General features: G+C 66.0%; 18 protein-coding genes. 12 read left to right on the top strand and 6 right to left on the bottom strand.

Features of this window, described 5'->3' with window-relative positions; translation table 11 throughout:
* The first annotated feature begins 80 nt into the window (after window positions 1-80).
* The 5 genes from argF to queE all read left to right on the top strand — a co-directional run bounded on the left by argF (window position 81) and on the right by queE (window position 4,081).
* Entirely contained in the window at window positions 81-998 is a 918-nt protein-coding gene (gene argF / locus E2E30_RS10995; protein WP_133189743.1) for an ornithine carbamoyltransferase, read from the top strand.
* A gap of 117 nt (window positions 999-1,115) precedes the next feature.
* The gene (hslO, locus tag E2E30_RS10990) at window positions 1,116-2,030 is read left to right on the top strand and encodes an Hsp33 family molecular chaperone HslO (RefSeq protein ID WP_133189741.1); all 915 of its coding nucleotides are present in this window, start codon (window positions 1,116-1,118) and stop codon (window positions 2,028-2,030) included.
* A gap of 91 nt (window positions 2,031-2,121) precedes the next feature.
* Window positions 2,122-2,553, top strand: coding sequence for a DUF3617 domain-containing protein (locus E2E30_RS10985; protein ID WP_133189739.1), 432 nt, complete (start codon window positions 2,122-2,124; stop codon window positions 2,551-2,553).
* A 180-nt stretch (window positions 2,554-2,733) separates the two neighbouring features.
* A complete protein-coding gene (gene queC / locus E2E30_RS10980; RefSeq protein WP_133189737.1) occupies window positions 2,734-3,444 on the top strand; it encodes a 7-cyano-7-deazaguanine synthase QueC in 711 nt (236 codons plus the stop codon).
* A 4-nt stretch (window positions 3,445-3,448) separates the two neighbouring features.
* Window positions 3,449-4,081: a 7-carboxy-7-deazaguanine synthase gene (gene queE / locus E2E30_RS10975; RefSeq protein ID WP_133189735.1), complete on the top strand. Its 633-nt coding sequence runs from the start codon at window positions 3,449-3,451 to the stop codon at window positions 4,079-4,081.
* 21 nt (window positions 4,082-4,102) lie between these two features.
* Here the strand turns inward: queE and E2E30_RS10970 are convergent, their stop codons facing one another.
* The 3 genes from E2E30_RS10970 to lipB form a co-directional block, all read right to left on the bottom strand.
* Window positions 4,103-4,780 (bottom strand): hypothetical protein, encoded by a 678-nt coding sequence (locus E2E30_RS10970; protein ID WP_133189733.1) that lies wholly within the window; start codon window positions 4,778-4,780, stop codon window positions 4,103-4,105.
* 162 nt (window positions 4,781-4,942) lie between these two features.
* Window positions 4,943-5,203, bottom strand: a complete 261-nt coding sequence (locus E2E30_RS10965; protein WP_133189731.1) for a hypothetical protein — start codon at window positions 5,201-5,203, stop codon at window positions 4,943-4,945.
* Between the two features lie 88 nt (window positions 5,204-5,291).
* The gene (gene lipB, locus E2E30_RS10960; protein WP_133189729.1) at window positions 5,292-5,975 is read right to left on the bottom strand and encodes a lipoyl(octanoyl) transferase LipB; all 684 of its coding nucleotides are present in this window, start codon (window positions 5,973-5,975) and stop codon (window positions 5,292-5,294) included.
* Window positions 5,976-6,088: 113 nt separating this feature from the next.
* Between lipB and E2E30_RS10955 the strand changes: the two genes are divergently transcribed.
* Window positions 6,089-6,919: a hypothetical protein gene (locus E2E30_RS10955; RefSeq protein ID WP_206365559.1), complete on the top strand. Its 831-nt coding sequence runs from the start codon at window positions 6,089-6,091 to the stop codon at window positions 6,917-6,919.
* On the top strand, window positions 6,916-7,656 hold the full coding sequence (locus tag E2E30_RS10950) for a hypothetical protein (RefSeq protein WP_133189727.1): 741 nt from the start codon (window positions 6,916-6,918) through the stop codon (window positions 7,654-7,656). Before E2E30_RS10955 ends, E2E30_RS10950 begins: the two co-directional genes overlap by 4 nt.
* Here the strand turns inward: E2E30_RS10950 and E2E30_RS10945 are convergent.
* The 3 genes from E2E30_RS10945 to E2E30_RS10935 form a co-directional block, all read right to left on the bottom strand.
* On the bottom strand, window positions 7,629-8,219 hold the full coding sequence (locus E2E30_RS10945; protein ID WP_133189725.1) for a GNAT family N-acetyltransferase: 591 nt from the start codon (window positions 8,217-8,219) through the stop codon (window positions 7,629-7,631). The genes E2E30_RS10950 and E2E30_RS10945 overlap by 28 nt on opposite strands.
* A gap of 4 nt (window positions 8,220-8,223) precedes the next feature.
* The gene (gene hemF / locus E2E30_RS10940; protein ID WP_133189723.1) at window positions 8,224-9,063 is read right to left on the bottom strand and encodes an oxygen-dependent coproporphyrinogen oxidase; all 840 of its coding nucleotides are present in this window, start codon (window positions 9,061-9,063) and stop codon (window positions 8,224-8,226) included.
* Window positions 9,064-9,138: 75 nt separating this feature from the next.
* On the bottom strand, window positions 9,139-9,588 hold the full coding sequence (locus E2E30_RS10935) for a tRNA (cytidine(34)-2'-O)-methyltransferase (protein ID WP_133189721.1): 450 nt from the start codon (window positions 9,586-9,588) through the stop codon (window positions 9,139-9,141).
* 188 nt (window positions 9,589-9,776) lie between these two features.
* On the opposite strand from E2E30_RS10935, the gene petA reads away from it, so the two are divergent.
* From petA to E2E30_RS10910, 5 genes are all read left to right on the top strand, one after another.
* Window positions 9,777-10,349: a ubiquinol-cytochrome c reductase iron-sulfur subunit gene (gene petA / locus E2E30_RS10930; protein WP_133189719.1), complete on the top strand. Its 573-nt coding sequence runs from the start codon at window positions 9,777-9,779 to the stop codon at window positions 10,347-10,349.
* 10 nt (window positions 10,350-10,359) lie between these two features.
* Window positions 10,360-11,667, top strand: coding sequence for a cytochrome b (locus tag E2E30_RS10925; RefSeq protein WP_133189717.1), 1,308 nt, complete (start codon window positions 10,360-10,362; stop codon window positions 11,665-11,667).
* Window positions 11,668-11,682: 15 nt separating this feature from the next.
* On the top strand, window positions 11,683-12,501 hold the full coding sequence (locus E2E30_RS10920; RefSeq protein WP_133189715.1) for a cytochrome c1: 819 nt from the start codon (window positions 11,683-11,685) through the stop codon (window positions 12,499-12,501).
* Window positions 12,502-12,610: 109 nt separating this feature from the next.
* A complete protein-coding gene (locus E2E30_RS10915; RefSeq protein ID WP_133189713.1) occupies window positions 12,611-13,147 on the top strand; it encodes an adenine phosphoribosyltransferase in 537 nt (178 codons plus the stop codon).
* Window positions 13,148-13,240: 93 nt separating this feature from the next.
* Window positions 13,241-13,672 carry a hypothetical protein gene (locus tag E2E30_RS10910; protein WP_133189711.1) on the top strand — a complete coding sequence of 144 codons (432 nt, stop codon included), beginning with the start codon at window positions 13,241-13,243 and terminating at the stop codon, window positions 13,670-13,672.
* The last annotated feature ends 28 nt before the right edge of the window (window positions 13,673-13,700 follow it).

The following is a 13,700-nucleotide window of genomic DNA, read 5'->3' as shown; positions in this document are numbered from 1 at the left end:
CGCCAACACCCTGTCCTCACCCTTCCGCGGCTTCGCCGCTCCCTCCCTCTCCCAGAGGGAGAGGGAATTAAGGATTTAGGATGCGTAACTTCCTCTCGCTTTCCGATGCCGGCCCTGACGGCGTGGCCGCGATGCTGGCCGATGCGCTCGACCGCAAGGCGGCGCGCGCCGGCCGGCCCAAGGGCAAGCCCGATGCCGACGCGCCGCTCGCCGGCCACACGCTCGCGATGGTGTTCGAAAAGAGCTCGACTCGTACGCGTGTGTCGTTCGACATGGCGATCCGCCAGCTGGGCGGCAGCTCGGTGATCCTCGACTCCGGCACCACGCAGCTCGGCCGCGGCGAGACCGTTGCCGACACCGCGCGCGTGCTGTCGGGCTATTGCGACGCGATCATGCTGCGTACCGACGATCACGCCAAGCTCGAGGAAATGGCGCAGTATGCGACGATCCCGGTCATCAACGGCCTGACCGACGATTCGCATCCGTGCCAGATCATGGCCGACCTGCTGACGATCCTCGAGGCGGGCAAACCGCTACCCGGGCTCAAGGTCGCCTGGCTCGGTGATGGCAACAACGTCCTCGCCTCGATCGTCGAGGCCGCCGGGCTGATGCAGTTCGACGTCGTCGCGGCGTGCCCGCAAGGGTTCCAGCCCGACGATGCCGTGATCGGCCGCGGCGCGGGGCGCGCGCGCGTCGTCTCGGACCCCGCGGAGGCGGTGGCGGGCGCCGATGTCGTCATCACCGACACCTGGATCTCGATGGGGCAGGCGCATGCCGACACCAAGCTCAAGGCGATGCTGCCGTATCAAGTCGACGCCGCGCTGATGGCGCAGGCCAATCCAGCAGCGGTGTTCCTCCACTGCCTCCCCGCGCATCGCGGCGAGGAGGTGACGCCCGAGGTGATCGACGGGCCGCAATCGCTGATCTGGCCCGAGGCGGAGAACCGGCTGCATGCGCAGAAATCGGTGCTGCGCTGGTGCTTCGGTCAGATCGGTTGAACCCGCGCTGAGCGTCCACCATATCCGTCATCCCGGCGAAAGCCGGGATCTCCTGGCTGTAGGGCGCTCCCGAGCCCCATGAGACCCCAGCGTTCGCTGGGGTGACGAAAGTTTGCGATGACCGATCCGATCACCACCGACACCGACCGCGCGCTCGGCTTCACTATTCCGCAGCGCCACGCGCGCGGCCGCATCGTGCGGCTGGGGCCGGTGCTCGACACCATCCTCGCCGCACACGCTTACCCGCCCGCGATCGAGGCGTTGCTCGCCGAGGCGCTGACGCTCGCCGCGCTGATCGGCTCGACGCTCAAGGATGCTGGCGGCCAGCTGACGATGCAGGCGCAGACGCAGAACGGTATCGTCACGCTGCTGGTGTGCGATTATCGCGGCGGCGAACTGCGCGGCTATGTCCAATACGATGTCGAGCGGCTCGCCGCGGGGCCGGAAGAGCCGAGCCTGTTCGCGCTGTTCGGTGCAGGCTATCTTGCGATCACCTTCGACCAGGCGACGACGGGCGAGCGCTATCAGGGGATCGTCCCGCTCGATGGCAGCTCGCTGAGCGAGGCGGCCGAGCATTATTTCCTGCAGTCCGAGCAGATCCCGACGCTGGTGCGCGTCGGCGTCGGCCGCGCGGCGGACGGCAAGCGCGTCGCGGGCGGGCTGCTGCTCCAGCATCTCCCCGAGGGCGAGGATGGCCGCGAGCGGCTCCACACCCGGCTCGACCATCCCGAGTGGGAACATGTCGCGATCCTGGGTGGGACGATGGCGGCCGATGAACTTGCCGACCCGGCGCTGCCGCTCGAGACGCTCGTCTGGCGCCTGTTCAACGAGGAGGAAGAAGTCCGCCTCCACGGCGAGACCGCGTTCGCGCGCGGCTGCCGCTGCTCGCCCGATTATATCGCGCAAGTGCTCGGCAAATTCCCGCCGTCCGAGCAGCAGGCGATGGCCGATGAGAACGGCATGATCTTCGTCGATTGCGCGTTTTGCGCGACCAAATTTCCCGTTCCCGCCGCGAGCGAGATCGTTACGTAAACGCATTGTAACAGGCCGGGTGTATCCCCAGATACGCGTCTGGAAGCGAGCCGGCCGCGCAGAGGCGCGCTGCCGGACAGGGATCGATACAATGCAAGTGCGAAACGTGGTGCGCGCAATGATTGCGGGCTTGGCAGCGACGGGCGGCTTGGCCGCCGCAGCGCCAGCGGGCGCGCCGACACTGGCCGCGCTGGCGCGGATCGAACCGGGTGAATGGCAGTTCAAGGCGCTCGATAGCGATGCGCCGCCGCGGTCAATCTGCATCGCCGATGCACGCCCGCTGATCCAGTTCGGGCATGGCAACGCGCAGTGCCAGCACAAAGTCCTGGTCGACGATGCCAATGTCGCGCGGGTGACCTATGTCTGCCCCGGGACCGGCCATGGGCAGACCAGCGTCAAGGTCGCGACGCAGCGCAATTTCAATCTCGAGACGCAGGGCATTCTGAGCGGTGCGCCGTTCGACGAGCAATATGAGGCGCGTCGCGTCGGCGACTGCGCGGCAGGTGTCGCGCGCCTTAAGTGATCGCGGTAAAGGTCTTTTCAATCTTTCGGCACTAGGACGGGTTCGTGCAATTCTTGTGAGCGCACGCTTTTCTCCCAATCGCCCAGAGATGGGCATCCCCTGGGCCGCCTAAGGGCGGCCCGTTTTTCTGACGGGGCTATACTTGCGTAATGCGAGGGCGAGGGGTACCCGCGGGAGATTATGACAAACGAAAACATTTCGGCAGCGCCTGCAGGCGCCGCACCGCTTGCGGTCGTCTTGGTCTCAGGCGGTCTTGATTCGATGGTCGCGGCGGCCTTTGCGCGCGAGGCGGGCTATCGGCTGCTCGCGCTGTCGGTCGATTATAACCAGCGGCATCGGCTCGAGCTCGCTTCGGCGCGGCGGATCGCGCATGTGCTCGGCGCCGAGCGACACGTCATGTTGCCGCTCGATCTCGCGGCGTTCGGCGGATCGGCGCTGACCGCCGATATCGACGTGCCCAAGGACGGCGTCCAGCCGGGGATCCCGGTGACCTACGTACCGGCACGCAACACGATCTTCCTCAGCCTTGCGCTCGGCTGGGCCGAAGCGGCGGGCGCGCGCGATCTGTTCATCGGCGTCAATGCGCTCGATTATTCGGGCTATCCCGATTGCCGTCCCGAATTCATCGCTGCGTTCGAGGGGCTTGCCGAACTTGCCACCAAGGCAGGCGTCGAGGGCAGCCCGTTCCGCATCCATGCGCCGTTGCAGGACATGACCAAGGCCGACATCGTCCGCGAAGCGGCGCGGTTGAAGATCGATCCGGCGCTCAGCTGGTCGTGCTACGACCCCGCGCCCGGTGGGTTGCATTGCGGCGTGTGCGACAGCTGCCGGCTGCGCAAGAAGGGCTTCGCGGAAGCGGGGTTTCCCGATCCCACCGCCTACGCGGTCTGAGCCGATGTCGTACGCGGTCAAGGAAATGTTCCTCACGCTGCAGGGCGAAGGCGTGCAGGCCGGGCGGCGCGCGGTGTTCGTCCGCTTTGCCGGGTGCAATCTGTGGTCGGGGCGCGAGCAGGACCGCGCGAGCGCGATTTGCCGTTTTTGCGATACCGATTTCGTCGGGACCGACGGCGCGGGCGGCGCGAAATTCGCCGATGCGGTCGAGCTGGTCGCGGCGGTCGCGGACTTCTGGGGTACGGACCCGGCGCATCGCTTCGTCGTGCTCACCGGTGGCGAGCCGATGCTGCAAGTCGACGATGCCTTGGTCGACACGCTCCACGCCGCGGGTTTCGAGATCGCGATCGAGAGCAACGGGACGCTCGCGGTGCATCCCGGGATCGACTGGGTGTGCATCAGCCCCAAGGCCGGGAGCGAAGTCGTCCAGCGCAGCGGGGATGAATTGAAGCTCGTCTGGCCGCAGCCGGGTAGCGATGTCGCCGAGCTCGAAAGCTGGGACTTCGCGCATCATCTGATCCAGCCGCTCGACAGCATCGCTGCCGAGGCCAATCTTGCTGCCGCGATTGACCTCGTCATGGCGCGCCCGCAGTGGCGGCTGACGCTGCAGGCGCACAAGGCGCTCGGCCTGCGCTGAGGCAGGCCCCGACGCGCCGCGTCAGCGGAACGTCGTCGAGAATTCCCCGCACTTGCGCTGGAGCCAGGTGCCGCGCTTGTCCCAGCACACGTCGTCGAGCCGCGGCAGCGACAGCCGCGTGTCGACGCGGACGCGGCGCGCGAAGCGTTCCTCGCCGAACGGGATCAGCGCATTGCGCAGCGAACTCATGTCGCGCACCGCGACCTTGTACAGCTCGCCGCGCGGTGCGTAAGCCGCATCGGTCGCGACGGCTGCCGCGGTCTGGCAGAAGCCGAGCTGCGCGTTGACCGTGGTGAACGCCGAATAGGTCTTCGTGCCATAGCGGTCCATCGCCGCCTGGCCGGGCTTGAGGCCCTTGTTTACGCGCGTGAAATATTTGGTCAGGATGTCGAGCGACTTCTTGAACTCGTCCTTATGGTTGATCAGCGAGATGTTGTAATTCTCGACCGTCAACAGGCTCGGTTCGAACTGGCACTGCAGCGCCGCGACGTTGAGTGCCGAGCGCATGTTCCACACCAGGTTCGCCCGAACTTCCTCGTCGGTTGCACCCGGCAGCGTCGGCAGGCCGGGCTCGTCGCCGCGGATCGGCGGGCCACTGAAATCATGCGGTTTGAAAAAGAACTGTGCCGACGCAGGGGTGACGGCGAGGGCGGCGCCCGCGATTGCGGTGATCGCAGCCAGTTTACGCAACACGGTCATTGAAAGCCTCTCGTTAACGATGCTGCGATTACGGCTTTTTGACGCGCAACCCAACTCTTTTCGTTTCATCGCATGCCGATGCCCGGGCGTTCTGCGCTGGAATCGAAAGGGCCGCCCGGTTGCCCGGACGGCCCTCGCCATAATCGTTCCCTGACGGGAAGATTACATTGCGTTGGTGGTGGTCATGGTCGTGGTGTTCGAGGTCATCATGGTGTCGTTTGCCATCATGCCTTCGTTGCCAGCGGCGTCGGTCGACGTCATCGTGTCGTTGGTCGTCGCGCCCATCGTGTCGGTCGAGTTCATGTCGGTGACCATCGTGTTGTCGGTCGTCGTCGTCTCGGTCTTCGGGGTGCATGCCGAAATCGCGATCGCCGCAACAGCGATCATCGAACCAGCAGCGACCTTGGAAATGAATGCACGCATTGGAAAGCTCCCTAGATAAATGGTTGGTTGGCCTCGAGACCTTTAATACCCAAACCGTGGTGGACATTAGTCCGGAAACGCCTGACCCTCAAGCCCAGTTTTGTTGCCTGATAGAATGAGTTTGCAGGAACGCTGCAAGGCGCAACGCCAAGGCTGCGTCAAAAGTTGCATAATCGGTCGGCCGGCCGAGCATCTCGGCGCTGGTCACCGCGAAGTCAGGGAGGCCGCAAGGCACGATCCCGCCAAAGTGCGCGAGGTCGGGCGAGAGGTTGACCGAAAAGCCGTGAAGCGTCACCCAGCGCCGAACGCGTACGCCAATCGCCCCGATCTTGGCCTCGGCCGGGTCGCCGCCGAGCGGGCCAGCGATGTGCGTCCAGATGCCGACGCGGCCCGGCGCACGGAAGGCGGTGATGCCGAGATCGCCGAGCGTGGCGATCACCCAGCCTTCGAGACCGTGGACGAACTGGCGCACGTCACGCCCGCGCTTGTTGAGATCGAGCACGACATAGCCGATCCGCTGCCCGGGGCCGTGATAGGTGTAGCGCCCGCCGCGTCCGGTCTGCACCACCGGGAATTGCGGGTCGCGCAGTTCGCTCGGGTCGGCGCTCGTCCCGCCGGTGTAGACCGCAGGATGTTCGAGCAGCCAGATCAGCTCGCGCGCTCGGCCTTCGACCACCGCCGCGGCACGCGCCTCCATCTCGGCGAGCGCCTCGGCGTAGGGGATCGGCGCGGGAGAGATGCGCCATTCGATGTCGTCGCGAAGATCGGTCACCTGCGCGATGTGGCCCGGCTGCAGGCCGGACGCAAGTGATTGGCAAGCGCGGCGGCGTCGGTCTAAGAGCGGGCGCGCGGTCGGGGCCGCGCGGCGAAGCGGGGAGGAACGGCGTGAGCGTGACGATGAGCACCGTGTGGGATCGCACCACGGACTGCCTGAGCGAGCACCGCGCCGCGATGCTGCCGATCGTGCTGCTCGGGCTGTTCGTGCCGCTGGCCCTGATCGGTACGCTGATGCCGCTGATGGGATCGAGCGGGCATGGCGGCGACCTGCTGCTCGGGATTATCGTCTTGCTGCTGTCGCTGCTGACGAGTTGGGCGGGGCTCGCGCTCACCGCGCTCGCGCTCGATCCGGCGATCTCGCGCGCTGCCGCGGTGCAGGTCGCCAATCGGCGTTTCCTGCCCGTGCTCGGGATTGGGCTGGTGACGCTCGCGGTGGTCGTCGTGCTGGCGATGCCGATCGTGATCGTGCTTGGCCTGAGCGGGATGAACATGGCCGCGCTTGCCGCCGGCACGCTGCAGCCGGGCGACGTCAATGGCGGCGCGATGGCGTTCGTCTCGCTCTACAGTCTCGTACTGGCCGTCGTGCTGTTCTGGGCCTATGCGCGCTGCGTGGTGCTGGTGACCCCGATCGTGCTCGAGGAGCGGCGCGGATTGGGCGTCTATCGCCGGAGTTTTGATTTGACGCGGCATATCGCGTGGAAGGTGATCGGCGTGGTGATGCTGTACGGCGTGGTTTCATGGGTCGCCTCGGCGGCGGCCAAGAGCGTATTCGGGACGGTGTTCGCGCTCGTTCTCGGCGGCGAGGGGACCGTCACGCTCGCCAGCATCCTGACGCAGGTCGTCGTCGCTGGCGTCTCGACGCTCTTCTCGCTGCTCGCGGTGGTGTTCCTCGCCAAGCTGTATCTCGCCGCCCGCGAGGCGATCGTCGCGCGCTCATGAAGCTCGATGCTGCCGCCGTGCTGCGCGACGCCTGGGCGATGGCGAAGCGCGATCGCGACCTGTTGATCGCGGTCGGGGGCGTCTTCCTGCTGGTGCCGCGGGTGGCGCAAGTGATGTTCGTCGACCCGACCCCGCCGCTGCCCGCGTCGAGCTCGGATCCGGTCGCGCTGCAGGCGTGGCTCGATGCGGTCGCTCTGTGGTCGAGGCATAACGACCTGCTCGTGCTCGCGCTGACGCTGGCGTCGCTGTTCGGAACGCTGACGCTGCTGCTGCTCTATACAGATCGCGACCGCCCCGATGTCGCCGGCGCGTTGCGCAAGGCTTTGCCGCTGCTGCCGCGCTACATCCTGCTGGCGCTGGTGGTGACCTTCCCCGTCAACATCGCCTCGCTGCTGCTGATTCCGGGCCTGTATCTGAAAGGGCGGCTGATGGCGATCGGCCCGGCCTTCGTCGCCGAGCGGCCGCTCGGCGTGATCGCGGCGTGGCGGCGCAGCTTTGCGCTCACGCGCGGGCATGGCCTCACGCTGATGGCGTTTGCGTGCGTGCCGTTGATTGCGGGCGACGTGCTGGCGCTGCCGTTCGAATTGCTCGGCTCGGCGATGAACGGCGCGCCGATGGCCAACCCAGTCGTCGCTGCAGTGCTCGACGTGTGCAATGGCGGCGCGCGCAGCGTCGCGACGGTCGCCGCGATCCTGCTCGAGGTCGCGCTCTACCGGCGGCTCAGAAGCGGAATCTGAGGCGCCGTCTCGGGCGGGAGGTGCCCGGTGATGCGCGGATCGGCGAAGGTTTCGATCGTCCGCTGGATCGCGGTGAAGCCTTGCGCGCGGTAGAAATTGAGCGCGCTCGGATGGTCGAGCGTGCAGGTGTGGAGCCAAACGCGCGCGATCCCCTTGGTCCAGGCGCGCGCGAGCGTTTCTGCCATCAGCCAGCGGCCAAAGCCCTGACCCGCAAGTTCGGGGATGAGCGCGAAATACGAGATTTCGCATGTTGCGGGCTGGCGAAAGTCGAGCTCGACCATCCCCACTTCGATCCCCGCGGGATCGACCACGGCATAGACCGCAACGGCCGGATCATGAATAATCGCGCGCAGGGCGGCTTCGTCGATCACGAGGCGCGAGAACCACAGCCACGGCGCGCCGACGCGGCGGAACAGAACGCGGTAGCGATCGGGCGTCGGCGCCTCCCAGCGTGCGAGCCGTAGCCGCGAGGCGGGGAGGGGGCGCAGCGGCGGCTTTTGCCGCATCTCGAGCGTGGTGACGATCGCCGCGACCTCTGCGTCGCGGACCGGTGTCAGCCCCATCGGCTCACGACCAGGTCGCGAGCGGCGGCAAGCTCATCAGGATCGCATCGATATTGCCGCCGGTCTTGAGCCCGAACAGCGTGCCGCGATCATAGACCAGGTTGAATTCGGCATAGCGCCCGCGCCATTCGAGCATCTGCGCGGTGTCGGCGGGCGTGAAGGGCAAGTTCATCCGCCGCCGCACGATCTTCGGGTATACGTCGAGAAACGCGCGGCCGAGATCCTGGATGAAGGCGAAATTGGCGGCGAAATCGCCCTCGAGATGGTCGCAGAAGATCCCGCCGACGCCGCGATGCACCTTGCGGTGCGGGATGTAGAAATAGTCCTCGGCCCATTTCGAATAGCGCTCGTAATAGTCCGCGCCGTGCGGGTCGCACGCGGCCTTCATCGCGGCGTGGAATTCGGCGGTGTCCTCGGGATAGGGCAAGGGCGGGTTGAGATCGGCGCCGCCGCCAAACCAGCGCTTAGTGGTCACGAGGAAGCGGCAGTTCATATGGACCGCGGGCACATGCGGGTTGGCCATGTGCGCGACCAGGCTGATGCCGGTCGCAAAGAAGCTCGGGTCTTCGGCCGCGCCGTGGATCGACTTGGCGAATTCGCCCTCGAACGCGCCACCGACGGTCGAGACGTTGACCCCGACCTTTTCGAAGACCTGGCCCTTCATCACGCCGCGCACCCCGCCGCCGCCGTCACCGCCGCTCGGGTCGGTGCGGTCCCACGCGGTGTAGTCGAAATCGGCGTCCGAGCCGGCCTCGCGTTCGATCGCGACGAATTCGGCGCAGATCTGGTCGCGCAATTGCTCGAACCAAAGGCGGGCGGTGGTTTGTTCGGGGTCGAGTTGCATGCCGCTGTTGTGACGAGGGATCGCGCCCAAGTCGAGATGGCTTTCCACATCCTCCCCCGAGTTCCGAGCGCGGATTTATGCCGGCCAGCCGCCGGTCTGGCGCAGCGCCTCGCTCAACGCGATTCCCGCCGCCACCGCGATATTGAGCGAACGCATCCCCGGTACCAGCGGGATCCGCACCGCAAGATCGGCCTGGTCGTGTACCGCGTCGGGAACGCCGCTGCCCTCCGATCCCATCAGCAGCACGTCGTCGGCGCGGAACGCTGCGGCGTCGAGCCGCACCCCGCCGCGCGTCGACAGCAGCACGATTCGCCCCGGCACAGTCGCGACGAACGCGTCCCAGTCGACATGTCGCCGCACCTCGACCAGTTCGGCATAATCCATCCCCGAGCGGGCGAGCGCCTTCTCGCTCCAGGTAAAGCCCGTCGGCTCGATCACGTCGACGCCTGCGCCGAGACAGGCGCCGAGCCGGAAGATGGCGCCGACATTGCCGGCCATGTCGGGTTGATAAAGAGCAATACGCATGCCGCCCCGCTAGCACCCTTAAAATGCAGTTGGCAAAAGCTAGGCGGCCCGGCTAACAGAGCCCTCAAGCTTCCCCGATCGAGGGAAGCGTTCAGGCGTGCCTGTGGATCCGTCGTGCAGGGCGTCGTGTCAAAAATTGATCGCTCGACCGCGCGCAGTGGCGGGGGGCGAAGAACAAGGGCGAGTGGATGGCAAGCGGAAACACCCTGGACGTTCCCCTACACGAGGAACCGCACCATGACGGGGAGCCGCGACGTCGCGATTTCCTCAACATCGCGGCGGTTTCTGTCGCCGGCGTGGGCGCGCTCGCCATCGTCGTCCCCTTGATCAACCAGATGAACCCGTCGGCCGACGTGCTCGCGCTGGCGACGACCGAAGTCGATCTCAGCAAGGTCGAGGCCGGGCAGGGCGTCGTCGTGTCGTTCCGCAAGCAGCCACTCTTCGTCCGCAACCTGACGCCTGCGGAAATCTCCGCCGCCGACAAGGTCGACATCAAGTCGCTGCGCGACCCCGAAACGCTCGAGCAGCGCACGCGCGGTCAAAAGAACTGGCTGATTACGCTCGGCGTCTGCACGCATCTCGGCTGCATCCCGCAGGGCATCACCAGCGGCGAGGATCGCGGCCAGTTCGGCGGCTATTTCTGCCCGTGCCACGGGTCGCAATACGACACGGCGGCACGCATCCGCAAAGGCCCGGCACCGAAGAATCTGCTCGTGCCGGATTACAAATTCACGTCGCCGACGACGGTCGTGGTGGGTTGAGGATAGCGATATGAGTTTTCCCTGGGCCAAGCATTACGAACCCAAGAGCGGGTTCACCAAATGGATCGACCAGCGCTTGCCGCTCCCGCGGCTCGTCTACGGCGCGGTCGGTGCGGGCTATCCCGTGCCGCGCAACCTCAACTATTTCTGGAACTTCGGCGTGCTCGCCGGCGCCGCGCTCGCAATCCAGATCGTCACCGGCATCGTTCTCGCGATGCACTATGCGGCCAATGGCGGCGTGGCGTTCGATTCGGTCGAGCACATCATGCGCGACGTCAACGGCGGCTGGTTCCTGCGCTATGCGCACGCCAACGGCGCCTCGATGTTCTTCGTCGTGGTCTATATCCACATCTTCCGCGGCCTCTTCTACGGATCGTACAAGGCACCGCGCGAGATGATCTGGCTGCTCGGCGTCACGATCTTCCTGCTGATGATGGCGACCGCGTTCATGGGCTACGTCCTCCCCTGGGGGCAGATGAGCTTCTGGGGCGCGCAGGTCATTACCGGCTTCTTCTCGGCGATTCCCGTGGTCGGCGAGACGATCCGGATCTGGCTGCTCGGCGGATATGCGCCGGACGATGCGGCGCTCAACCGCTTCTTCTCGCTCCACTACCTGCTGCCGTTCGTGATCGCGGGCGTCATCATCCTGCACATCTGGGCGCTGCACATTCCCGGCTCGAACAACCCGACCGGCGTCGACGTGAAGGGCGAGCAGGACACCGTCCCGTTCCATCCGTATTACACTGCCAAGGACGGCTTCGGGCTCGGCGTGTTCCTGTTCATCTTCGCAGCGCTCTTGTTCTTCGCGCCCAACAGCCTTGGCCATCCGGACAACTATATCCCGGCAAACGCGCTACAGACTCCGGCGCACATCGTCCCCGAATGGTATTTCTGGCCGTTCTACGCGATCCTGCGTTCGTTCACCGCGGATTTCCTGTTCATTCCGGCCAAGCTGCTCGGCGTGCTCGCGATGTTCGGCTCGATCCTCATCCTGTTCTTCCTGCCGTGGCTCGACAGCTCGCCGGTGCGGTCGTCCAACTATCGCCCGCTGTACCGCATCTTCTTCTGCATCCTGGTGGTCGACGTGCTGGTGCTCGGCTGGGTCGGCGGATCGGAGATCTCGCCGTTCAAGGTCGCGCTCGGGCAGATCACCGCAGCCTATTATTTCGCACACTTCCTGATCATCCTGCCGATCGTCTCGCGCGCCGAGCGGCCGCAGCCATTGCCGAACTCGATCACCGAGGCGGTGCTGGCGAAAAAGGGTGGCACCAGTCCGGCTCATACCGCGCTCAGCGGTAGCCCGGTTCCGGCCGAATAAGGGGCATTCAGACCAATGGTTCGCGCAATCGCAATCCTCATCGGCGCCGGTATCGTCGCCTGCCTCGCCTGGGCGTTGTTTGGCACCGTCTCGGGCGCCATCACCGACCCGGCGCCCCCCACCGCGGTCGAAGAATTCCATCGCCATCCCAAGGACGTCGAGCTCGCCTCGAACGGCTTGCTCGGTACGTATAACGAGCGTCAGCTCCAGCGCGGCCTGCAGGTCTACAAGGAAGTTTGCTCGAACTGCCACTCGCTCAAGCACGTCGCGTTCCGCGACCTGACCCAGCTCGGCTATTCGGCGGGTCAGGTGAAGAAGTTTGCGGCGGACTGGGCGGTCAAGGCCAAGCAGTTCGACCCCAAGTCGGGCGACACGACCGAGCGTCCCAACACGCCGGCCGATTATTTCCCGGCGGTCTATTATCCCGGCACCGGCAACCCGCCAGATCTCTCGCTGATCACCAAGGCGCGGCACGAAGGTCCGGCCTATGTCTATTCGCTGCTGACCGGGTATCAGGATCAGCCGGCCGCGTTGCTCAAGCACTTCCCCGACGCGAAGGTGCCCGACGGCCTCTACTACAATCCGTATTTCGCGAACCTCAACCTCGCGATGCCGCCACCGCTGACGCAGGATGGGCAAGTCACCTATCTCGACGGCACCAAATCGACCGTCGACCAGAATGCCAAGGACGTCGCGGCATTCCTGACCTGGGCGGCCGAGCCAAACCTGCCGGCACGGCATGGTTATGGCCTCGCAGTCCTCGGCTTCCTGCTGCTGTTCTGCGTGCTTTCCTACGGCGCCTACCAGAATATCTGGCGCGACATTAAGCACTGATCCATAGGCGTCGCCCCGGCGGAGGCCGGGGCCGCTACGTTGTCTGCGGGACAGTCGTTTCGCAGCGCGGCATAACGGCCCCGGCCTTCGCCGGGGCGACGAGGATTATATGGCTGACAATGACGACCTCAAGGCGCTGATCCGGACGATCTCGGACTTCCCCAAGCCCGGCATCCAGTTTCGCGACATCACGACCTTGCTGCTCGACCCGCACGGCTTCGCGCAGGCGATCATGCGAATGGCGGCGACGACGCTCGGGCCGATCGATCTCGTCGCCGGGATCGAGGCACGCGGCTTCATCTTCGCCGCCGCACTCGCCCGCCCGCTCAACGCCGGCGTGCTGCTGATCCGCAAGGACGGCAAGCTGCCCGGCGCAACGATCGCCGAGGATTACGCGCTCGAATATGGGACCGACCGCATCGTGATGCATGCCGATGCGCTGGCACCTGGCAAGCGCGTGTTGCTGGTCGACGATCTCATCGCCACCGGTGGTACCGCGCGCGCCGCGCTGCGGCTGCTGCGCAAGGCAGGCGCGGTGGTCGAACAAGCGCAGTTCCTCGTCGATCTGCCCGATCTCGGCGGCGCCGATGCGTTGCGCACCGACGGCGTTACGGTCGATTCGCTGATCGCCTTTCCCGGGCACTGAGCACCGGACAGGAACCAAGCACGGGCCGCCGGGTTGAGGATCTACCCCCGCGCCCCGCATGATGTCCGGCGCGTCGTCCAGCAGGAACGCGCCATGTCCTTTATCAAGCTGACCCTCGCCGCAGCCGCCCTCGTCACCGTCGGCGGCCTTTCGGGCTGTGTCGACGATTACGGTTATGGCGGCGTCCAGGTCGGCTACGGCGCAAGCGCGTGGGATCCCTATTATGGCGGCTACAGCGCGGATCCGTATTGGGGCTGGCAGGGCGACTATTATTATCCCGGCTCGGGCTATTACGTGTACGATCGCAACAATTACCGCCACCGCTGGAACGACCAGCAGCGTGGCTATTGGCAGGGCCGCTCGCAGCAGTGGCGTAGTGCGCGGCGCGAGATTCGCCCGATGTGGCGCGATTACGGCATCCAGGGGCGCCCGGGCGGCGGGTTCCGCGGGTCGCCAGGGCGCGGGCCACAGGGCGGTGGCGGCTATCACGGCGGCGGCAATCGCGGCGGTGGGCATCACCGCTGACCGCCGTCAGTCGTCCTTACTGAATCCG

This window comes from Sphingomonas sp. AAP5 (assembly GCF_004354345.1).
GTDB classification, from domain to species: Bacteria; Pseudomonadota; Alphaproteobacteria; order Sphingomonadales; family Sphingomonadaceae; genus Sphingomonas; species Sphingomonas glacialis.
Note: the sequence above shows the minus strand (reverse complement) of the source record. Positions and strands in the feature narration are given on the sequence as shown.